A 22,375-nucleotide genomic window follows, 5' to 3' on the forward strand; every position below is an offset into this window, starting at 1 on the left:
AGACAGGTAGAAAAAAGCGGCTATAAGCCGCTTTTTTTTGGCTGCACCTCCAGCGTGACCTCCACGGTGCAAGCGCGTTATCATCTTACCCCGACTATCTGTGAACGGGGCCCATTTGTTTGAAAATATCAATCCGCTCACTGCTTTGCTTATTCGGTATTCTGTTTTATTGCGATGTGGCCGAATCATTGAGTCCGCGTGACTACACTTTTCAGCTTTCCCCCGCCACTAAAGAGCTATCGCAACAGTCTGTCAGAAGTGTGTTTCAGGACAGTCGCGGCTTTATCTGGATACTCACACAAGAGGGCCTACATAAATTTGACGGCTACTCCGTTACAAGATTTCGAGCATCTAACCGGGATCCAGACTCAATCAGTCATCAATCAACTACCGATATCGTTGAAGATGCGAAGGGCTTCCTTTGGATATCAACGGCGGGTGGGGGACTGAATAAGTACAACCCTGCAAATCATAAATTCTCGTCTATCCAAGCGACAACAACGCAATCAGATCAGCACCCACTGTCCAACAATATATACGCGATGTACAAAGATAGTGACGGCTTTGTCTGGATTGCTTATGAGGCAGGGGCGGGCTTCAGTAGATTTTCACCAGACAGACAAACGTTTGATCATTTCCCTCCCGACCCAAGTGCAAAGCAAACGCGTGCGGTTTCTTTCGTGGAGACTGGTGACAAAAACCTTTGGATCCTCATTGACGGACTGGGGCTACTTCAACTCAACAGACAACGCGACTTGGAGAATGTCATTGCCGTCACGACAGGTATTGAGAACTTCACCACAATCACCCGCTTCAGCCACATCATGGCGTCTAGGGACGGGAAGCTATGGATATCTACACTTAATGGGGGCCTGATCAAATACAACCCGACTACCGGTCATTTTACACACTACAGCAATGGATCCACAAAAAACAAAGCGCTATCCGACAACACCGTGTACATGTCAATCGAAGACCAATCTAACAATATTTGGGTGGCAACACGATCCGGTGTGAGTGTATGGGAGCCGGAAACCGACACATTCACTTGGATCAATGCTACAAATTCAAACATACCTGATGACCAAGTATTTAGCATATTTCAAAGCAAAGCGGGAATTATATGGATAGGCACCTTCAATGGGCTTGCATACGGGACTCGGTCGCTGTTTTCCCGAGTAGATTCTGAGACCGGATCTCCTGGAGATTCAATAAACACCTTCGCTGAAGACGACGATGGAAAAATTTGGATCGGAACTAACTCGGGAATATATATCTACGACCCAGAAGAGGGGCCATCTGATCACTATCAACCTGCAAATGCGATAAACGAGAAGATATCATCTCAGCTAGTCATGAGCCTGCTAATTGAAGAAGACTCTTTGTGGATAGGAACCCTAGACGCCGGGCTGAACCGCTTGAACATCGAAGACAACAAGGTGGAGATTTACAAAAAACGTATATCGCACGAGGGAAGCCTGAAAGCTGATGGAATCACGTCGATAGTTCGAGCTTCTAACGGCAAACTATTGATCGGCACATATGGCGGAGGGCTAGGCGTACTCAATGAAGGGAGTAAGAGCTTTCAGACCTACATGTTTGACCCCGATGATCCGGATAGCATCAGCAGTAACAACGTAATTGCAATTCTTGAAGATAGCACCGGAGATGTATGGATAGGAACCGAGAACGGGCTGAATCTTTTTGATGATTCGGCAGAAAAAGCAAAATTCAAGATATTTAAATCAAGTCTCGACAATCCAGAGAGCCTTTCAAGTAATATGCCTTGGGCACTACATGAAGACAAGTCCGGGACGCTTTGGATAGGGACACAGAGCGGTGGATTAAATTCTTGGAGCAAAAACGAAAGAACAAGGAGGACCAACCGATTCTCTCAATACCTAGAGTCAATCAATCTACCAAGCGCGGATGTCTATGCTATAACCAGTGACCGCGATGGAAACATATGGATGTCGCATAACCGAGGACTTTCAAGGTTTTCTGTTGAAACCAATTCCACAGAAAACTTTGACCTATCCGATGGATTGCAGGGCTCAGAATTTAATCATGGCGCCGTATTCAGAGATAGCAACTCGATACTGTATTTCGGAGGCAACAACGGATTCAATGTAATAGATCCCAAAAATCTCAAGAAAAGTGTATATTTGCCGCCAGTTCAAATCACTGAATTTAAAATTCTAAATGAAGAAGTATTTTTTGATGAACCGCTTTCCGAAAAATCTTTAATAGAGCTAGCTCACGATTTTAGATATGCGAGCTTTACATTTGCATCTCTTGATTACACCAATCCAGCATCAAATCAATATCGCTACAAGCTAAATGGTTTTGACGATGAATGGATAGAGCTCGGTACATCAAGGTCTGTATCTTTCACCAGTCTTCCAGCCGGAAACTATGACTTCCTACTACAAGGAAGCAATTCGGATGGCGTCTGGAGCCCCGCAACGTTATCTTTCACTTTGCGCGTCCATCCTGCACCGTGGTTTAGTCCAACTGCGTACATATTCTACGGTATCGCCACCATCTTCGTCGTAGCAGCATTGGTAGCCCAACAGAGAGCCAGAAGCGCGCTAGCCATAGCGCGGCAGCGAGAGCTAGAGAACAAAGTTCAAGAGCGCACAATAGACTTGGAAGAGGCGAGGAACGCCGCCGAGAGAGCAAACCGCGCAAAGTCTGACTTCCTGGCTACCGTAACACACGAGATTAGAACTCCTCTGCACGGAATAATTGGGATGACGGAGTTACTGCAACATACTCCACTCTCAGATGAACAAAAGAGATACACGGTAGCAGCTCATTCCAGTGGGGAATCTCTATTAGACCTCATCAATTCCATACTCGACCTCTCGAAAATCGAAGCGGACAAAGTGGTGGTGGAGCAAACAGAATTTGATCTCGTGAAACTTCTAGATGAGATATGCTATATCCAGAGCGAGGCTGCAAATAGGAAATCTCTTAGCATCTTCTATTATATCGAGCCCGACATTCCCGAAAAGCTAATTGGAGATCCGACTAAAATAAGGCAGATCATTACCAATTTATTTAGCAATGCAATCAAGTTCACCGAGGACGGATCTGTAACACTACGAGCAGGCTGGATCCCGAAGAACGATATAGTTAGTGAGGGCAAGTTCTTTATAGAGGTAAGTGACACAGGAATCGGAATTGAGGCAAACGCGAAAGACCGACTTTTTGAAGCTTTCACTCAAGCCGATGCGAGTACCACCAGAAAGTACGGGGGAACCGGATTGGGTCTAGCTATTTCGAAGAACTTTGTCGAGCTCATGAACGGTGAGCTTTCGGTTGAGTCATCCCTTGGTGTGGGGACCAAGTTTTCCATCTCGATACCTTCGGAGTCAGCATCTATACAGGTAAAGCCATCCAACCAAAACCCCACTTCTACCATAACACTCTATTCAATCAACGAGAGACTTATCGAATCCTTTATAGGACACGCAAAGAGGGCCAGAAGAAAGACATATATCTGTCGCACTCAAACAGAGGCCTTCGTCAAAGAACAAAAGAGTTCAGAGATAATAATTGATGTAGATGCATTTTCAGGTAAGACAGACTTAATCCACTTCCTTTCCACTTGTGACTTTGATAGGAAAATTCTTCTTTGTTCCTTCCGGTTCGACACTGAGCCATACGAAGAGCTAACCGATTCGGTCATCATTAAGCCAGCGTCCAGCACATCAATACTCCAACTTAATCATTACGACGATATACGAGATAACGACCGCGCGAGAGAAGCCCTTCCCCGCAGCAAGAATCAAAGACCGGAAGTTCGCGTATTAATCGCCGAGGATTTAGAGACGAATCAAAAAATAGCGACGGCCGTATTGGAGATGTTTGGTTGCGAAGTAACCGTTGCGAATAATGGCCAGGAAGCTGTTGAGAGATTCAGAGAGTCCATATATGACGTAGTATTTATGGACTGCCAAATGCCTCTCATGGACGGCTATGAAGCGACCATAAATATTAGGAAGCACGAACAGAGCAGTGGGCTCAGAAGAACTCCTATAATAGCGTTAACAGCCGGAAACAGTAACGACGAGATGCGCCGCGGCATTACTGCCGGAATGGACCAGTATCTCACAAAACCATTCAAGATGGATGAAATTAGGGACGCGCTCGAATCCCAGGGAATAATAGTTACGCGCGAAGCTCAAACAAACTCAAAGAGCGCTGAATTCCCAGAGAAAACCGACACTAATTCCGTTTATTCGGGAACAGACACTCTTAATATTAAGGCACTAGAGAATATTTTTGCTGTTGAAAAACAAACTGGCTCCGATTTACTTGAAAAGCTTATAGATGGGTATCGAGCCCAGATGACTCAAAAGATTGAGCAACTAAGGTTGGCAGTCAAAGATCAAGACGCAAGCTCCATTTTCTCAGTGGCGCACGCCATTAAATCCATGAGCTCTAATCTTGGAGCTGAGAGAGTACGGGTAATTAGTTTAGCAATTGAGAAGGTTTCGAAATCTGATAGCACTCGTGACCTGACGTCGGAAATCTTCGAGTTGGAGCTTGCAAATGAAGACTTTCTCTCAGCCATCAATGAGCTTCGTCGCCCCGATTAAAAAATGAGTAAAGTGTCAACGGCAATTTTATTTTCCGCAGTAGCAACTCTTTCAGCACTGCCCTCAGCTATTGCTACTGAATACCAGAAATCAGACTCTAAAATCTCGAATGAAATTCAAGCAAGTCATATTTCAATTCGGGAGTTCTCAGGATCGAGTAATATTAGAAATACCCCGGTAACGGAAGTTTTGCTCGACTCCTACGGTCGCCTTTGGATATCCACGCAAAGCGGAATATTTCTACATGATGGCCAGCGGGCAATTCCATTCAGTACTCGAAGAGGACATGAATTCTATGCACCCTCACTCGATATAACCTCTCTTACCGAGGATTCTAATGGTCAGATATGGGCTACATCTACAAGCATGGGCCTGATGAAATATAGCTCGCAGAACCGTAGTTTTCTTCCCTTTTCGAGTGTAAATCATCATGGCATAGCTGACGCCATTGCGCATAGCTCTGGCGCTCTGATATTCATCGCGCAAGATCAAGTCCACGCCATAAACATATCGACGGGCGACCAACTCCAGTGGATCACAGAGGCATGGAGGAAATCAGGAATAGGGAATGCTCATCAAATTCTTCATTTTAGTGGACGAAACTCTCTTTTTGTCTCCGGCTCAGAAGGTCTTATGGAGATTAATATTGTTGAACGCACGTCAGGCACCACCACGTGGAGTGATTTAGTTCAATCCATAGTGTCCGAAGGAAGTTCATCGGCGCCACGCTCCCGTCATGCAAGTGAAGAGCCGAAGAACTTTGGCATTCGCAAGAAGGAATTTCCTACCGACTTAGAAGCCGCGCTCATGTCCTTGCGCGAGTCATCGAAGAATTTGGTCGTTTTTCAAGATCTAATCTTCTTAGGTACCGATAAAGGCTTGTACGCCTTCACACTAAATGGATCATTTTTTAAAAGATTTACAAAGAGTAACTCTGGACTTTCAGGAGATCATATAACCGCACTAGCGGCAGACAACCGCCAATTGTGGATCGGAACTTTCAACGGATTATCTCGCCTTACTATTAGTGATTTTAAAAATTTCAGCCGCGCTGAAGGAGCAGCGTTGCAAGACGTATTAAACTTTTCTGAGGACCCGGATGGAAATGTATGGGTGGCAACATACAATGGCCTACTTCGATATAGCCCTGAGTCCGATACAATCAAAGAAGCGCAAAGTGTTTTTCCTAAGCTGAAAATGGTTGATGATCGAGTCATGGCAGTTAGTAGTGCGTTTGGATATCTTTGGATAGGAACTAGAAGATCTGGACTTGTTGTTTTCGACACAGCACGGAATTCGACAGTTGTGCCCGAGCTACGTTTCGAAAGCAGTTTCGCGGTTGCCAGTATCGCGCAGCTTGATTCAAAGACGACGCTAGTTGGCAGTTACAGCCACGGTCTATTCCTACTCTCCAGGATCGACGAACCTCAACCGAAGTTTGAGTCATATCATCTTCTTGAAGAACCTATACTTGGCATATATCCCCTTGAATCTCATGTTCTAGCTATTGGCGGCTCTAAGATTTTTTCAGTTCAGCCAGACCAGAAGGCAGTCGCTGAATTGTCTCTGACGAAGGACGGCATCCCAATTAGCATGATTTTGACTGCAGTGAGCCAAGTTTCCCCCGAGAGCTTTCTAATCGGCACTCAAAGTCACGGTGTGTTAATCGCCTCAATAGCGCTACATCAATCTGCGACTATAGTTGAAGACGTGATGACAGAGATCTTGCAGTTCGCATCTGCTATATATGCCATCGAGAAGGACGATTCAGGGCGCTTTTGGATCGCAACATCTAATGGGCTATTTTTGTACTCATCCGACTTGCATTTTCTGCGAAGATTTAGTCGTGCCAATCACTTACAAGCTGACAATTTCAATTTTGGGGCATCACTTCATTCTAGAGACGGTTCACTTTATTTCGGAAGCAATCTTGGCTTTACAAAGGTAACACCAAACAGCGTCACGGCTGCCCCCTCGGAATCACGCCTATACCTCAATGAAATCACCGCCGGCACTCAGCGGTTTCTCGGGCCTCAGCTTCTACTTCACACCGAAACCATTACCCTAACCCATAAAGATCGTTTCCTAACTCTGAATTTCAGTACAAGAGACCTTACCGACGTGGAGGCTGCTCAATATCGCCACAAGCTAGAGGGCTTCGAAGACGCATGGGTCGATATCGGAAACCGTGGATCCGCCACCTATACCAACCTGCCGCCGGGCAGCTATGTGTTCAAGGCCCAAGCGCTGAATGCCTCGGGGGTATGGAACCCGGAGGGCGTATCGATCGGCGTCACTGTAAAACCCGCGCCGTGGCGAACATGGTGGGCATATACGCTCTACGGCCTGTTCGTGCTGGCTATCGTCTATCTGATGCTCAGGGTATACCGGGAACGGATGCTAAAGGAGCAGGCAGAGAAGCAAGCGGATGAGATGCAGAGAATAGCCGATCAGTTCGCTGACGAGGTCCAGGACCAGATGGACTTCCAGCGTGTACTCGCAGACTCAATGCATCGCTACAACAAGGAGTTGCTGGCCTGGGCAAATGTCTGTATCCGACGCAGCGCTGAGTACGCGCACGGCGACGTGTCTGCACTTCAGTCTGGTATTGAGTACAGGCTGCGGGTGCTGGATCTGGTTCAGGATGCACTTTACTACCGAGGAGAGCAGCTCTACCTTGATCCCCATGCCTTCGTTTCAAAGCTCTTCACACTGGCTGCAGAGCGGCATCCCGAGTTGAACCAGCGACTGACCGCAATCAACGATGCCACGAATGAACTACTTCCAGCTTCACAGGCGATACCTATTGCAGTAATCATTGGTGAGCTGTTCGAAAACAGCTTGCACCACAGCTTTGCAGCGTCACAGGGGCCTTGCTACCTGCGTATCGCTTTAACGATGCCATCGGTCAACGAAGTGCAGCTCGAAATTCAGGACAACGGGGTGGGCATACCGGCAGGCCTGAGTTTTGAGGCGGCGGAGTTTGCTGGTTTTGCCATCGTGGCTGACGTTGCATTGGCTGCGCGCGGCGCCCTCAAGATTGGTTCAGACCGCAAGTCTGTGCTCGGACAGTTCTTGCTCGCTGAGGAGCCGAAGAAAAAGGATCAGCGGCCCTGAAACCTGGGCTCACGCTTTTCCTGACGCGCCCTGAACCCCTCCTGCAGGTCCTGTGATTCCAGGCACTCAGCCGCCAGCCCCTGGGCGAACGCCCGGTCGAGCGTGCCTGCAGCTGATTGCTGGATGATCTTCTTCATGGCTCTCACTGAAAGCGGAGCGAGCGCTGCGATACCGGCTGCGAGCTTGTCGACGGTGTCTTTGAGAGCCGCAGGCTGCACCAGGTAATCAAGGAAGCCAATTTCCAGCAGCGTCTGCGCGGGCATTTCCTCTGCCGCCAGTAGCATGCGCTTTGCAGCGCTCACGCCCAAACGCTCCACAAAGCGGTTTACGCCACTGACGGGATAACAAAGGCCTATGGCTGCCGCGGGAACCCTTAATTTACTGCCAGCAATACCGACACGAAAGTCACAACTGAGCGCCAATTCTGCGCCACCGCCATACACGTTGCCGCTGATAGCACAGATGGTCGGTATAGGAAGATCGGCGATGAGGTCTGTCGTTTCCTGAAAGGTGTCGCCGGATAAATTCCCGCTGCCCAGCTGTTGCAGGGACGCCCCGGCACAGAAGGTCTTATCGCCTTCACCGGTAATGACCAGAACCCGGACCTGCTCGTCGCCCTGCACAGCCACCAAGGCAGATTGAATGGCGCTCAGCTGCTTTTGCCCCAGAGCATTGTGCTGAGCGGGATTGTTCAGTGTCAGGCGGGCGATGTGCCCGGTGCACTCGTAGCGTATGGTATCTGTCATGGGGATGAATTCTGGCACACACCGGGATACGGCGCCAGATCACACGAAGGCATTGATGCTAGACAGGATACCGGGACAGTCTGATACTGAGGGCTTTTGCCGGGACAGTAGAGGAATGAGCACAATGAAGCGCTGCGGTTGGTGCGGAACCGACCCCCTTTACCTGGCCTATCATGATCAGGAGTGGGGCGTACCAGTACGCCACGACCCTACGCTGTTCGAGTTTCTGGTGCTGGAGGGGGCACAGGCGGGCCTTTCCTGGATTACCGTACTGCGCAAGCGAGACGGCTATCACCGCACGCTCGCAGGTCTGGACCCCGAGAAAGTGGCGCTCTTGTCCGATGCGCAGTTAGAGCGTGCTCTGCTGGATCCGGGCATTGTGCGCAATCGGCTGAAGGTATTTAGCGCGCGTAAAAACGCCCAGGCATTTTTGAATATCCAGGCAGCCGCTGGCTCATTTTCCAACTACCTCTGGCAGTATGTCGACAATGTTCCGATCACCAATCATTGGGCAAGTATGGCTGAGGTGCCGGGACGTACTCCGCTTTCGGACAGGATCAGCAAGGATCTGAAGAATCGCGGATTCAGCTTCGTAGGGTCGACGATCATCTACGCTTACATGCAGGCCATCGGCATGGTCAACGATCACCTCACAGACTGCTTCCGGCACGCGGAATGCCGTCGCCTGGCCTATGAGACCGGGGGAGCTTGATGGGTGACACGAGCCGGTTGATGGAGGCCAGGGAGTCGAGCAGTGCACGGGTATGGCAGTTGGCCTGGCCCACGATTATCTCCAACCTGCTATTCACCACCGTGGGCTTTCTGCATATCAAGATCGCCGCAGGGCTTGGTACATCTGCGGTCGCCGCGGTAACCACCGGCCACCGGGTGTTCTTTCTTGTGCAGGCTATCCTCATGGGGCTATCGGTAGCGACAACAGCAACCGTTTCTAGACACTGGGGGGCGAAGCAGGTCGCTGAGGCCGAGATGGCAAGCTGGACAGCATTGCTATTGGCGCTGCTGGTTGCGGGACTATTGACCGTCCCTGTGCTTTGGGTGCCTGACGCCATTGCTGGAATTTTTGGCTTGGACAATGCGACTACCGTACTCGCCGCGAGCTTTATTTTTTGGCTGGGTTTATTCAACCTCTTTTCGGCAACAAACATGATGTTGTCCACCTCGTTGCGTGCCACGGGCGATGTGATTACGCCGCTGTATTTTCTCGCCTGCAGTACCTTCATGAATGTGATTTTTGGTTACGCGCTGGCATTTGGCGTGGGCCCGCTGCCAACCATGGGTGTAGCCGGCGTTGCACTGGGCGGAGGCATAGCGGGCGCTTTGGTAACCGTAACCTTCGTGTTGATGTGGTGGAAAGGCCGATTCAACCTGCAACCTGTTGGAGAGGCGCGCTTTGACTGGACTGCAGCCCGCAAACTGGTGCGCATTGCCCTCCCTGCTGTCACTGAACAAGGTGTTGTACAAATCGCCTTCCTCGCGTTCTTTGCAATTGTGGCCAACTACGGCACCAGCGCCTACGCGGCCTACGGTATAGGTATCAGCCTTGTTGCCTTCCCAATCGTCGTCGGCTTCGGTTTCGGGATCGCAACGGCGACTCTGGTCGGACAGCAACTGGGAGCGGGCCGCCCGGCGCAGGCGATGCTCATCGGCTGGAGATCCCTGCGTATGGCACTTCTGGCGATGATCACACTCTCCGCGCTGATGGCCTGGTATGCCCGAGATCTAGCTACCTTCATGATTGACGATACCGAGGTGATAGACCTCACGGTCGGCTTCATCTATATCATTTGCCTTGCACAGCCCATGATGGCGGTTGATTTTGCGCTGGCCGGCGCGCTGCGGGGAGCTGGCGACACACGTTTCCCGCTGCTGGCGACATTCATCGGAATTATATTCGGTCGCCTGCTACCCGCCTGGCTCTGCGTGCAACTCAGCTTGTCCGTCTATTGGGTTTTTGCCGTGATGCTGCTGGATTACCTGTTGAAATCCTGCATGTTGATGTGGCGTTATCGCTCCCGGAAGTGGCTGCACACCAACTCGGGCAGAAACGCAGAGGACGCGCGCTAGACAGCGACAAAAAAAATACTTAAAGTTTGAATTGTCGACTATCGAGTACGGATGGCGGAAGTTCCAGAACCCGCAGAGGCGCTGCATGACCAGACTGAGTGAGGGACCACGACAGGGATCACCGTTCAACCGAACTGCACAGCACGATGCCAAGCGCGCGGCCATCCTTTCCCAGGCAGCACGGCTGTTCAACTCGAAGGGCTCGCGGGCAACCACACTGCGCGATATCGCCGAGTCCCTCGGGCTCACGAAAACCAGCCTCTACTACTATGTAAAAACCAAGGAAGAGCTCATTTTCCAGTGCTACCTGGCAACACTGGATCATCACCTGCAATCGATGGCCGAGATTGAGCGCTGCTGCGAGAGCCCGCTGGAGCGAGCGCGTCAATTCTTCCTTCTGCAATTCGAAAACTGGCTGGCGGCGCAAGAAAACAGGGGGCCCCACTACGCGGCACTGTTGGAAATCGCCTCCCTGCAGGGGGCACAGCGGGATGAGGTGGAGTCCCGCTACATCGACATGTTCAAGCACCTACGTAGCTACCTGCGCGACGGTATCACCGCTGGCGAAATCAGGCCCTGTGAAACCTCGGCTGCAACGCGGGCGATCCTTGGCTCGGTGGACTGGGTATTTTTCTGGCTACACAGCCTGCCGAGAAACTCAGTACCCCAGGTGGCAGCACAGGCCTGGGACATTATTGCGCATGGGCTGCGCAGCGGTGATGACATCTATCAGCCAGCACCACTGGCCATCAGCACGTCATCGGAACCCTACATACAAGGCTTCGACCGCGATGAACAGAACAGGCAGAAACAGCAGGCGTTCTACAAAACAGGCACCTGGTTCTTCAACAAGAAAGGTTTTACGGGTACCTCGCTGGATGAAATCGCAGAGCAACTGAACGTATCCAAAGGCGCCTTCTACTACCATCTCCGCAATAAAGAGGACCTGCTGTTCAACTGTTACACCTATTCGCTGGATATTAACGAAGAAATCCATGCCCAGGCAGTACAGCTACAGGGTAATGGGCTGCACAAGATTGATCAGGTGTGCCGGAAGATCTTTCACGCGCAGAACTCCGACCGCGGCCCGCTGATCCGCTACAGCACCATCACCGCACTGCCGATTCCACGCCGTAAACAGATCCTGGCACGTACAGAGGCCTCCAATCGGCGCTTCGGCGACTTTATCCGTGAGGGGATAAGCGATGGCAGCATACGGGACATTGATCCCTTCATCGCACAACAACTGATCACGGGCGCCATCAACGCTTCCATGGACATCAAACTGTGGCGCCGTGTGGACGATCTCGACGCGGTCGCCATCGACTACTTCGACCTGTTTTTCAACGGACTCGCGCCCCGCAAAGGCCAGGCCTGAGCCCACTCAAAGAGGCATATTCGTGGCAGATAAACTGCAGAAGCTACTGACCCTGCTCGAAGTCGAGCGCATCGACAAGTACCTGTTCATCGGAAACAGCCCGAGCTACCCGCCCCGCGTTTTCGGCGGGCAGGTGCTGGCACAGTCCCTGAACGCAGCGAGCAGGACCGTAGACGTCGACCGGAAGGCGCATTCCATGCACGCCTATTTCCTGCGCCCGGGAAACCCGAAAAAACAGATTGTGTACGAGGTCGACCCGCTGCGCGACGGCGGCAGCTTCACCACGCGGCGGGTGACTGCGAAACAGGATGGCATCCCTATTTTCAGTACGTCGGTATCGTTCCAGGCCGAAGAAGAAGGATTCAGCCACCAGTTCGACATGCCCAGCGTCACGCCGCCCGAAGAGCTGGAAACCGATTTCGAGTTCTGGAGCCAGATGGCCAAGCGCCATCCGGAACGCTTTGGACCGCCGATGATGCAGGCCCTCGAACGACGCCCCGTGAAGCGACGGGATTATCTGAACCCACAACCGCAAGAGCCAGAGCAATGCACCTGGTTCCGGGTACTGGATCCGGAGCAGGTCATCGGCGACGACCCGGTTCGACACCAGACGATCCTCGCCTTCATCTCGGATTTCGCATTGCTGGGCGCTGCCCTCCTGCCGCATCCGGTGACAGTCATGGACCCACAGATGCAAACCGCCAGTCTGGACCACGCACTGTGGATACATCGTCCTCTGCGGGTTGACGAGTATCTGCTCTACGCGATTGACAGTCCCACCGCGCACGGCGGGCGGGGCCTGAGTCGAGGCAGCTTCTATAACCGTCAGGGGGAGCTGGTGGCGTCAACCGCCCAGGAGTCACTGTTGCGACGCAAGCGGCCTGTCAGCGATACGTGACGAGTTGCTCGCCCTGCTGCGTGCCCAGCACCTGCAGGAAGGACCTGTCGTTGAAATACGACAGGGACACCTTGTCCCCGCTGTAGAACAGTTGCGTGACTGAGCAGTTGAAGATGGGCTCGTAGAATTTATAGGCATGTTCGCCAGACAGACCCAGAACCTGACTGACGATGGTCGCGATCGTGCCACCGGAGGTGAAGATGCCGACGGTTTTCCCCGCGCCCTGGGCGGCCATCACCGCTTTCAATGCAGCGCTGACTGCGCCCGAATAGTCAGCCCAGCTCTGAATGCGCGGTTCGTCGCATTCCGGTGAGGTCCAGTGGGTGAATACCGCCTCGATCACCTTCTGGTAGTCCTTGCTGGACGACAAGCCCTTGTCTACCAGCGCCTGAATAGCCGGGTTTGCCCTGGCCACAACCGGCACCAGATACCGGATCTGCTCATCATTGCGGACCTCATCAAACCGGGGGTCGATATGATGCGGCACATCGACCGGCTGGCTGGCCAGCGCCAGGGCTGTGGTCTCACGTTGGCGCAGCAGCGCACCGCTGTAGGCCGCGTCCAGCTGGATACCCTGATCCCGCAGATAGTGACCCAGCACCTCTGCCTGGCGGCTCCCCAATGGGGAAAGTTTGTCGTAATCGTCGGCACCGAAAGACGCCTGCCCGTGCCGGAATAGATACAGTGTAGCCATTATGCGATGCTTGCCTGTTGTTCGGGATTGCGGTTAAAGCGCAGCTTGCGCCGGTAGGGAAAGAAGTCCTCGACATGGCCCTCGCGGATGCGCTCCTGCAGGCCTCGCCAGAAGCTTGCCTCATAGATATCACTGTGCATTTCATCGAACACCCGGCGCGCACGCTGGTTGCCGGAAAAGAACAGGCGAAACTCCTCAGGAAAGATATCGTTGGGTCCCACGTTGTACCAGGGCTGGCTGGCCAGTTCCTCAGCTTCGCTGCGGGGCGTGGGGATCTCGCGGAAATTGCAGTCCATCAAGGGCACAATCTCGTCGTAGTCATAAAACACCACGCGCCCATGGCGGGTGACACCAAAGTTCTTCAGCAACATATCACCGGGGAAGATATTCGCGGCTGCCAGCTGCTTGATGGCATTGCCGTACTCGTCCATCACGGCCACCACCTGCTCATCGGTCGCGTTCTGCAGGTACAGATTCAAGGGCGTCATGCGACGTTCAACGTAAACGTGCCGGATCACCAGTGCCTTGCCATGTTCCTCGATCATGGACGGTGCGACTTTGTGCAGCTCCTCCATCAGCTCGTCGGAGAAGCGTTCCCGCGCAAAGGCGAGGTTGGTGAACTCCTGAGTATCCGCCATGCGGCCAGCGCGGTCCCAGCGCTTCACCAGCCGGTATTTTTCCTTCACCTGTTCACGCGTCATTTCCTTGGGGGGCGTAAATCGGTCCTTGATGATCTTGAACACAAAGTCGTAGGACGGCAGGGTAAACACACTCATCACCATCCCCTTGATGCCGGGCGCAATGATGAACTGGTCGGTGGTCTTCTGCATATGCCGATAGGCACAGCGATAGTAGTAGGTCTTGCCGTGCTTGTTGTAGCCCATGGAACTGTAGAGTTCGGAGATCGGCTTGGCCGGCATCAGCTGCTGCAGGAACAGCACATACTGCGAGGGGATGCTGGCGTCGACCATAAAATAGGCACGTGTAAAGCTGAATACAACGCTCATTTTGTCCGCACCAAACAGGATGGTGTCGACATAGACCTCGCCATTACCGGAGTGGAGAATGGGGATGACGATGGGCATCGAATCCGGCCCGGATACAATTCTTCCGACGATGTAGGCACCTTTGTTACGGAAGAAATGGGGTTCAAGCGTCTGCAGCTCGACGCCTTCCCGGGAGAGATCCAGGCGCCCTGACAAGCAGCCGTTGATCGCCTCCGCCAGGTTGTTGATATCCCGCTCGAGGTCTTCCCACGGCAGCCTGAAGCTGTAGTCTTCCAGGAGCGTATGCAGCATCCCTTTGAGATCATCGCCAAACGGGTAGCTCCGGTAGACCTTGCTCACGTCCGGAGCAGGCATATCCCCCTGAGGCGAAAAAACGAAGGCATACTCGTCGCGGATCTTGCGGTGTTTGAAGACGCCGCAGTACACCGAATTGAAAAACGTCTCAGCAATCTCGAAATTGTTATGCCCACGCACCAGATCGGCGTATACCAGACGCGCTTCCTGCCAGAACTGGAGTGAGTGGAGCTGCTCACCGGCAATCAACTCGACGTATTCCAGCACCCGGGTGGTGGCTTCCTTGTAGAGGTCTATGCGTCGAATGGAGGCGGCATGCATGCCCAGCCAATCCTGGGCTTCGAAGCGCGAACGCGCTGCGAGGGTGATATTCTGGAACTCGGCAAAGTAGGCTTCAAAGCCATTCAGGATGGTGCGCGCGAACCGTGCCTGTTGCTCTTTCCGCTGCATTTCGCTGTCGCCACCTACAGGTTAGGGTTACCGAAGCGCCGGCGCAGCTTGCGCATACCGCCCAGCCAACGGTCGTAATCGGCTGCCTTGTGAGCCCGGTAGTCGGCCACCTGGGGATGAGGAAGAATCAGGAAGCGCTCTGCAGCCAGCCCCTCTACAACCGCTTCTGCCACTTCATCAGGCGTCAGAATGCCGTCGACACCTGCGGTACCGCCCTCCTCCACGCTGCCGATCATCTGTGTGGCCACGGCCTGTGGGCAGAGCGCAGACACCTTGATGCCATCGTCGCCGTGGGTGATTGCAAGGGCCTCGGCAAATCCAATTGCCGCGTGTTTGGTCGTCGAATAGGCTGCGTCGCCCACCTGGTTCAGCAAGCCGGCAGCTGACACGGTATTCAGCAGGTAGCCCTGCCCGCGGGCCAACATCCCGGGCAGGCAGGCGCGAGCGGCGTACACATGGGCCATAACGTGTATTTCCCACATCGCTTGCCAGGTCTCGTTCGGCGCCGAGGTCGCCCACCAGGGCTCACCGTCACCGGCGATGATGCCTGCATTACTGCAGAACAGGTCGATATGACCGTATTTGTCCGTGACCTCATCAACCATGGACTTCAACGCGGCTTCATCGCGCACATCCAATGGATAGGCATCGCCGTCCACCAGCGCTGCGACGGCCTCGGCATCAGCTGCGTGGAGGTCTGCGACCACCACCTTCCGTGCGCCTTCGCGATGGAAGCGTGTGCAGAGCGCCTTGCCGATGCCGTTGCCACCGCCCGTAACGATGACAACGCCGCCGTTCACCTGCACTACAGCAGCTCCTTGGCGAAAAACTCCAGCACGTCCGGGTCGTGCACACCCAGCAGCATGGTGCCCACTTCGCCGCGGGACGCCGCAGCCTTCCAGCTCGACAGGCGTTCCACAATGCGCTCCCGGGGCCCGACCAGAGCGACCTCATCGAGCAACTGGTCTGGCACCAATGCCTCTGCCTCGGCCTTCTTGCCCGAAAGATAGAGATCCTGAATACGTTCGGCCACCTCACCGTAACCGGCGCGAGTGGCGTAGTCGTTGTAGAAGTTCTTGCCCTTCGCCCCCATGCCACCGATGTATAGCGCAAGCCAGGGACGCAGCGAATCATAGGCGGCCTTGAGGTCATCGTTCACCGCCACCGAGACAAATGGCGCGATATCGAAGTCGGCAAGGCTCTTGCCGTTGCCCGCGGTGTCAAAACCCTTCTGGATGTGGTCACCAAGGATGCTGAACTTGTCGGGGTCCATCCATACCGGGAACACACCGTCCGCCACTTCGCCCGCACAGCGCAGGCCTGCCGGTGTAATCGATGCCGTGTAGATGGGGATGTTGGGATTGCCCTCAAGAATCGATTTCAGGGGCTTACCCAAGCCCGTTGTGCCGGGGCCCGTGTTGGGCAGCTGATACATATCGCCGTCGAACTCCACGGGGCCTTCACGTGCCATGATCTTGCGCATGATCTGGATGTACTCACGGGTGCGGGTCACCGGCTTGCCGTAAGGTACGCCGTGCCAGCCTTCCACCACCTGCGGACCGGAAGCGCCCAGGCCGACGATAAAGCGACCACCCGACAACTGGTCGAGCGACATGGCCGTCATCGCGCACATGGCAGGCGTTCTTGCCGGCATCTGCATGATGGCAGTGCCCACACGGATCTTGCTGGTCTGTGCCAACACCCAGGTAGCGGCTGTGACGGCGTCGTTGCCATAGGCCTCGGCGGTCCATACGGAGTCGTAACCCATGGCTTCCGCACGGTGAATCAGGTCCAGCGGGATGTTGATCTGTTTGCCAGAGTACCCCAGCAATATACCCAGTTTCATGATGTGTTCTCCCGGTTCATGATCGAAACGGCTGCCGCGCGCACACCGCACTCATAGCGTGCGGCGCCGCAGGCACCGTTCTATTTTGCTTCAGGCACTGTAGCGCAGTTCGTTGAACTTTGCCTGATGATAGTCGCCGTTGCCAAAGGTGGTGTTGATCATCATCAAGCGCTTGGCGTAGTGACCAATATCCAGCTCATCGGTGATCCCCATGCCGCCGTGCAACTGTATCGCCTCACCAAATATTTTCTTGCCGTTGCGATCGACCAGCACCTTCAGTGCGTGTACACAGGCTGCGGTATCGTCACCCTCGCCATCGAGCTCGCAAACTGCGCGGTATAGCAGCGACTTGACCTGCTCGTAGGCCATAAAGGTATCCACCATGCGATGCTGGAGGGCCTGAAAACTGCCGATAGGAACGTCGAACTGCTTGCGCGTTTTGGTGTACTCCAGCGTCTTGGCGTTCAACTGCCCCATAATACCCAACGCTTCGGCAGCCAGCGCCACGTTGGCCCGGGTGATCACCGGACTCATCACGGCATACCCTTCGCCCGCTTCACCAACGATATCCGCCACCGGCACGCGTACGTCCGTGAAGGTGATATTGGCCACCACCTGCCCGTCCATCATCCGGTAAGCCGTGCGCTCCACGCCTGCAGCATCTGCGGGCACCAGCACCAGGGTAATGCCGTCTTCGTCGCTCTGCTCCCCGCTGCTGCGAGCAGCAACGATAAGCTGGTCAGCGCTGGCGCCGTTGAACACCACAACTTTCTCACCGTTGAGCACCAGCTGGTCACCCTGAACGGCTGCCGTGGTCTTGATGTCCGTGATCGCGTGGCGGCTCTGGCGTTCCAGATAGGCGAATGCGCCCAGGCAGCTACCTTCAATGATGCGCGGGATCAGCTCTGCCTGTTGTTCCACGCTGCCACCGCGCTGCAAAAGGCCACCGAACAGGAGCACGGTAGCCAGGTAGGGTTCCAGCACAATGCCCTTGCCGAACTCTTCCATCATCACCATGGTGTCCACCGGCCCACCGCCAAACCCGCCGTGGGCTTCGGCGAAGGGCACCGACAGCCAGCCCAGCTCGGCGAAGGTCTGCCAGCTTTCGCGGCTCATGCCCTCATCGCTGGCGGCTATTTTGCAGCGCGTATCAAAGTCATAGCTGTCCTGCACAAAGCGCGCCACGCTGTCCCGGAGCATGCCCTGTTCTTCTGTAAACTCGAAATTCATTGCTCTGTCCTCTCCAACAATCCGGGGTTAAAGGCCGAGTACGGCCTTGGCGATGATGTTCTTTTGCACTTCGTTGGACCCGCCGTAGATGGTTGATGCGCGACCATACATATAGGTCTGGCGAGCCTGGGAGCCGAAGTCATGCCCCAACTGCTCCGGGGTGAGATCGTTGGGCAGCACGCCCTGATAGTAGGCCGCCACCTCCATACGCAGCTCCTGCACAGCCTGCTGCATTTCGGTGCCCTTGATTTTCAGCATTGAGGATTCCGCGCCCGGCGCACCGCCGGCCGCCACGGTGGCCAGCACGCGCAGTTCGGTGAATTCCAGCGCCATCAGCTCAATTTCAATGTCGGACAGCCGCTTCTGAAACAGCGGATCGCTCAACAGGGATTTGCCGCCATTCACTTCACGCTCGGCAAATGCGCGGGTCTCGGCCAGGCTGCGCTTGCTGTCGGCAACGCCTGCGATGGCCGTACGCTCGTGGGCAAGCAGCGCCTTTGCGTAGGTCCAGCCCTTATCCTGCTCGCCAATCAGGTTGGCAACGGGCACCCGGACCTCGTTGAACTCCACCTCGTTCAGGCTGTGGTGGTTATCAATGGATACGATGGGGTTGACCTTGATGCCCGGCGTCTTCATGTCGATCAGCAGGAAGCTGATACCATTCTGCTTCTTGCCCTCATTGCTGGTGCGCACCAGGCAGAATATCCAGTCGGCGTACTGTGCGTAGCTGGTCCAGATCTTGGCGCCGGTGACCACGTACTCGTCGCCTTCACGAACCGCACGTGTTTTCAGCGAGGCGAGGTCGGAGCCAGCACCCGGTTCTGAGTACCCCTGGCACCACCAGTCGTCGCTTTGCAGGATACCGGGGAGGAAGCGCGCCTTCTGCTCCTCGTTGCCGAAGGCATAGATCACCGGGCCAACCATGTTGAGGCCAAAGGGAATCACGTCGCGGATGCCCGCAGCGCTGCGCTCAGTTTCATAAATGAATTTCTGTGTGGCGTTCCAACCCGTACCGCCATACTCCTTGGGCCAACCCGGGGCAATCCAGCCTTTCTTGTACAGGCGTTTCTGCCAGTCAATTACCGCTTCCTTAAACGTTTCCAGGTTGTTCAGCCGCGCCTGCAGTTCGCTGTCATAGGCTTCTGCAAAAAACGCACGCACTTCATCGCGAAACGCGAGATCTTCGGGAGCAAAACTTGTATCCACGTGGCTACCTCTTGTTTGATTTTGATCTAGAGAGACCCGGTGGGTCTCGATAAATTTACTCCTGGCGAAACAGCGCCAGAAAACGCACTAAACGGGCAGTGTCCGCCAGTCCGCCGGACACCTTGATCGTGCCGTCGGCCAACGCGACCGGAAAACTCCGCTGACCGGCCAGCAACCCCAACCACTCCGTGGCTGCCACTGTCACCACCAGACTCTCGTCTTCGGGTACTGCCTCCAGCGGCTCAATGACCGCAATCTGGTGACGCACGTGCACGGCATAGCGAGCGTCCTGATCAGGGAAAACAAATACGACGCGCTCATCCACGCCTGCACTGCGCTCCGGATCCAGGTTTACCGCCATGCTGCGCAGCACCCCCGCCACCGGGAAAGTGCCGGCGAACGCGACACGCTCCGCACTGATGGGCGAAGGCCCGGTCGTGATGCGCCCCTCGAGCTCCAACGCGTCGGTGAGATACCAGTTGCGGGCGTTGGGGTTGGGTGTGTTCACTGCCAGCATACGCAGCGCACGCGCCTTCAGCTCAGCGGCAACCGGTACAGAATCCGGACTGCCCTCCAGCACCAGATCGGCGAGCTCTGCCGCCCACTGCGGATCAACCGACAGCTGCGCCTGGGCTTCGGCCAGCACCGCAGACGCCCCACCGGCAAGCGCCAGCAGGCGCTGCGCGCGCGTACCCGCCGGCGTGGGAAAGAGTGTGCTGCTATCGCCCTGGTACCAACCCAGGTAGCCGTTGTAGATCGCCCGCACCGACCAGGCTACGGTGCCATAAAACGGTTGCAGCCAGGGGTGCGCCGCCAATTCGGCAGGCAGTTCAACCCGCCGCGCAAGCGCGTCCGCCTCCAGCCCCTGATTCATGCCGCGCACGGTCTGGTCATGCACAAACTGGATAGCATCGCCATAAACCTTGAGGATCTCATCGATCTCTGCGGCACCGGACACGGGACGGGTATGACTGGGGACCAGGTGCTCCGCCCCCAGTGAACGCATGAGGCGTACGCTGTCGGCCCACTGCATGACATCGCGGTAGCGCGTACCGCGAATCGTGTAGAGATTGGGAAAGGCCTTGTAGACGTTATCGCCGGGCAGCAGCACACGCTCCTCGGGGAGCCAGATCAGTAACTGGTCGTCGGTCTCGCCGGGGGCGTGCATCAGTACCAGACGACGGCCCGCGATGGTGATCTCCAATTGCTCATCAACCGTGTGGGTAGGCGGCAGCAACCCATAAATATCACCCTCACCGCTTGTACTGTGCGCCAGTGCCGGACCGATACCGTCGTTGACGATGCGTTCTCCACCCGCCGCCAGATAGTTCCCGAACATATGGAAGGAGCGGGTCTCAATGACCGGTCGCAACACATTCATGATGCGCTCGATATGAGTCCAGGTGGTCCTGTGGGCATAGACAGGGACATCGCGCCCCTCGGCAAACGCCTCGGCGCCAAAAATATGATCGGTGTGATTATGGGTGTAGATAATCGCGCTCACCGGCTTGTCGGTGATCCGGTCGAATTCGGCTTTTACCGCACGTGCGGCCTGCAGGGATTCCGTGGTATCGACAATGATGACGCCGTCATCACCTTCAATCAGAATGACGTTGGCCAGCGCGTACCCGATGGCGACATGAATACCCGGCACCACCTCGATGATATCCCGGCGAAACTCGGCAGAGTGGGCCTCAAGCTCGGCACTGCCGGCCACTGGCACCTCCGCTGGTGCTGGCGGCTCCGAGCAGGCAAGCAAGCCTGGCAACGCAACCGCAATGACGCTGCTGCACAAGTGGCGCAGACGCTGCATCGGGGCCGTATTACGGGTACGCGCCATAGCGGGTTTGACCTTGGAGTATGTTTTTCATCGCCAGGGCATGTACCTTAACGATTACCGCACCGCAACACAAGCACCGGAGCCCGCCCGCTGCCCGCGGGGGGCGGCTCAGTACAGCAGGCTATAGAGCTTGCGTTGATACTCCGCAGCCAGGGGGTCGCTCTTGCCCAGGCTTGCGATCGTATCGATCAGCGCCTTTTTGGTCGCCCCGTCGGCATGGTTGAGGTCCTGCCGCAGGATGGTGATCAAGTGTTCCAGCGCCTCGCGGAAGTAACCGGCATTGGTGTACTGCACCGCCAACTGGTGGCGCACGTCATGGTTGCCCGGTTCCGCCTCCAGGCGCTCCTCAAGCGCTGCCATCTCGGGTGTTACCGCGGCCTCACGCTTGAGCTTCAACTGGGCAACCAACTGCTCCCACGCGGGGTCCTGATCGGCCATGCGCACGGTGTCGAGCACCGCCTGTGCATCGTCCAGCCGGTTGCACTCAAGCAGGGCATGGGCGTATGCAAGGGTAATGTCATGGCGCTGCCCGGAATCCTCGAAGGCCTGCCGCAGCGGACCCAGGGCAGAGCTGAAGTCGCCCTGGGCCATGAACGCCTGACCCTGCTCCAGCAGGCCGTCCCAGGGCTTGGGCAGGTACTTTTCCAGCAGTTCCCGCACCTGCGCCTCGGACTGCGCACCGACGAATCCGTCCACCGGCTGACCGCCCTGCATCACCATCACGGTCGGCAGGCTGCGCACCCCGAATTGCTGGGAGATCATGGGCTGCTCGTCGGCATTCACCTTGGCCAGCAGGAACGCGCCCGCGTACTCATTGGCCAGCTTTTCCAGCACCGGCATCAGGCTCTTGCAGGGTCCGCACCAGTCGGCCCAGAAGTCAACGACCACCGGCCGCCGATGGGATTCCTCAATCAGCAGGGCCGCTGCGTTGCTCTCATCGATGTTGACAATACACTCTGTCACAAGCTTTCCTCTAG

15 protein-coding genes are annotated in these 22,375 nt (G+C 55.1%); 6 read left to right on the plus strand and 9 right to left on the minus strand.

Going from position 1 to position 22,375, the window contains the following annotated elements; all coding sequences use genetic code 11:
- Positions 1-260 precede the first annotated feature (260 nt).
- Together R3E49_RS07065 and R3E49_RS07070 are read left to right on the plus strand one after the other, a co-directional pair.
- Positions 261-4,607 (plus strand): two-component regulator propeller domain-containing protein, encoded by a 4,347-nt coding sequence (locus tag R3E49_RS07065; protein WP_371294402.1) that lies wholly within the window; start codon positions 261-263, stop codon positions 4,605-4,607.
- Between the two features lie 3 nt (positions 4,608-4,610).
- The gene (locus R3E49_RS07070) at positions 4,611-7,724 is read left to right on the plus strand and encodes a two-component regulator propeller domain-containing protein (protein ID WP_371294403.1); all 3,114 of its coding nucleotides are present in this window, start codon (positions 4,611-4,613) and stop codon (positions 7,722-7,724) included.
- On the opposite strand, the gene R3E49_RS07075 is transcribed toward R3E49_RS07070, so the two are convergent.
- Positions 7,712-8,470, minus strand: coding sequence for an enoyl-CoA hydratase/isomerase family protein (locus tag R3E49_RS07075; RefSeq protein WP_371294404.1), 759 nt, complete (start codon positions 8,468-8,470; stop codon positions 7,712-7,714). The genes R3E49_RS07070 and R3E49_RS07075 overlap by 13 nt on opposite strands.
- Positions 8,471-8,585: 115 nt before the next feature.
- Between R3E49_RS07075 and R3E49_RS07080 the strand changes: the two genes are divergently transcribed.
- From R3E49_RS07080 to R3E49_RS07095, 4 genes are all read left to right on the plus strand, one after another.
- On the plus strand, positions 8,586-9,182 hold the full coding sequence (locus tag R3E49_RS07080; protein WP_371294405.1) for a DNA-3-methyladenine glycosylase I: 597 nt from the start codon (positions 8,586-8,588) through the stop codon (positions 9,180-9,182).
- Positions 9,182-10,555, plus strand: coding sequence for an MATE family efflux transporter (locus R3E49_RS07085; protein WP_371294406.1), 1,374 nt, complete (start codon positions 9,182-9,184; stop codon positions 10,553-10,555). Before R3E49_RS07080 ends, R3E49_RS07085 begins: the two co-directional genes overlap by 1 nt.
- Before the next feature lie 85 nt (positions 10,556-10,640).
- Complete coding sequence (locus R3E49_RS07090) at positions 10,641-11,933, plus strand: TetR/AcrR family transcriptional regulator (RefSeq protein WP_371294407.1); 1,293 nt, start codon at positions 10,641-10,643, stop codon at positions 11,931-11,933.
- Positions 11,934-11,955: 22 nt separating this feature from the next.
- Positions 11,956-12,831, plus strand: a complete 876-nt coding sequence (locus R3E49_RS07095; RefSeq protein ID WP_371294408.1) for an acyl-CoA thioesterase — start codon at positions 11,956-11,958, stop codon at positions 12,829-12,831.
- Here R3E49_RS07095 and R3E49_RS07100 read toward each other — a convergent pair.
- The 8 genes from R3E49_RS07100 to trxA form a co-directional block, all read right to left on the minus strand.
- Positions 12,818-13,525, minus strand: coding sequence for a histidine phosphatase family protein (locus tag R3E49_RS07100; protein ID WP_371294409.1), 708 nt, complete (start codon positions 13,523-13,525; stop codon positions 12,818-12,820). The genes R3E49_RS07095 and R3E49_RS07100 overlap by 14 nt on opposite strands.
- The gene (aceK, locus tag R3E49_RS07105) at positions 13,525-15,276 is read right to left on the minus strand and encodes a bifunctional isocitrate dehydrogenase kinase/phosphatase (protein WP_371294410.1); all 1,752 of its coding nucleotides are present in this window, start codon (positions 15,274-15,276) and stop codon (positions 13,525-13,527) included. The genes R3E49_RS07100 and aceK overlap by 1 nt, the downstream gene beginning before the upstream one ends.
- 14 nt (positions 15,277-15,290) lie before the next feature.
- Positions 15,291-16,082: an SDR family oxidoreductase gene (locus tag R3E49_RS07110; protein ID WP_371294411.1), complete on the minus strand. Its 792-nt coding sequence runs from the start codon at positions 16,080-16,082 to the stop codon at positions 15,291-15,293.
- Positions 16,082-17,122, minus strand: coding sequence for an LLM class F420-dependent oxidoreductase (locus tag R3E49_RS07115; RefSeq protein ID WP_371294412.1), 1,041 nt, complete (start codon positions 17,120-17,122; stop codon positions 16,082-16,084). Before R3E49_RS07115 ends, R3E49_RS07110 begins: the two co-directional genes overlap by 1 nt.
- A gap of 90 nt (positions 17,123-17,212) precedes the next feature.
- On the minus strand, positions 17,213-18,352 hold the full coding sequence (locus tag R3E49_RS07120; protein WP_371294413.1) for an acyl-CoA dehydrogenase family protein: 1,140 nt from the start codon (positions 18,350-18,352) through the stop codon (positions 17,213-17,215).
- 27 nt (positions 18,353-18,379) lie between these two features.
- Complete coding sequence (locus tag R3E49_RS07125; protein WP_371294414.1) at positions 18,380-19,558, minus strand: acyl-CoA dehydrogenase family protein; 1,179 nt, start codon at positions 19,556-19,558, stop codon at positions 18,380-18,382.
- Positions 19,559-19,613: 55 nt separating this feature from the next.
- Positions 19,614-21,398, minus strand: coding sequence for an alkyl sulfatase dimerization domain-containing protein (locus R3E49_RS07130; RefSeq protein WP_371294415.1), 1,785 nt, complete (start codon positions 21,396-21,398; stop codon positions 19,614-19,616).
- A gap of 108 nt (positions 21,399-21,506) precedes the next feature.
- Complete coding sequence (gene trxA / locus R3E49_RS07135) at positions 21,507-22,361, minus strand: thioredoxin (RefSeq protein WP_371294416.1); 855 nt, start codon at positions 22,359-22,361, stop codon at positions 21,507-21,509.
- Positions 22,362-22,375 lie beyond the last annotated feature (14 nt).

Source organism: Haliea sp., assembly GCF_041395985.1.
Classification (GTDB): domain Bacteria; phylum Pseudomonadota; class Gammaproteobacteria; order Pseudomonadales; family Halieaceae; genus Haliea.

Excerpts from the sequence above, each read along its gene's own strand:
- R3E49_RS07070 (WP_371294403.1), top strand. The coding sequence starts at position 4,611 with ATGAGTAAAGTGTCAACGGCAATTTTATTTTCCGCAGTAGCAACTCTT.
- R3E49_RS07075 (WP_371294404.1), bottom strand. The coding sequence starts at position 8,470 with ATGACAGATACCATACGCTACGAGTGCACCGGGCACATCGCCCGCCTG.
- R3E49_RS07080 (WP_371294405.1), top strand. The coding sequence starts at position 8,586 with ATGAGCACAATGAAGCGCTGCGGTTGGTGCGGAACCGACCCCCTTTAC.
- R3E49_RS07085 (WP_371294406.1), top strand. The coding sequence starts at position 9,182 with ATGGGTGACACGAGCCGGTTGATGGAGGCCAGGGAGTCGAGCAGTGCA.
- R3E49_RS07090 (WP_371294407.1), top strand. The coding sequence starts at position 10,641 with ATGACCAGACTGAGTGAGGGACCACGACAGGGATCACCGTTCAACCGA.
- R3E49_RS07100 (WP_371294409.1), bottom strand. The coding sequence starts at position 13,525 with ATGGCTACACTGTATCTATTCCGGCACGGGCAGGCGTCTTTCGGTGCC.
- aceK (WP_371294410.1), bottom strand. The coding sequence starts at position 15,276 with ATGCAGCGGAAAGAGCAACAGGCACGGTTCGCGCGCACCATCCTGAAT.
- R3E49_RS07115 (WP_371294412.1), bottom strand. The coding sequence starts at position 17,122 with ATGAAACTGGGTATATTGCTGGGGTACTCTGGCAAACAGATCAACATC.
- R3E49_RS07120 (WP_371294413.1), bottom strand. The coding sequence starts at position 18,352 with ATGAATTTCGAGTTTACAGAAGAACAGGGCATGCTCCGGGACAGCGTG.
- R3E49_RS07130 (WP_371294415.1), bottom strand. The coding sequence starts at position 21,398 with ATGGCGCGTACCCGTAATACGGCCCCGATGCAGCGTCTGCGCCACTTG.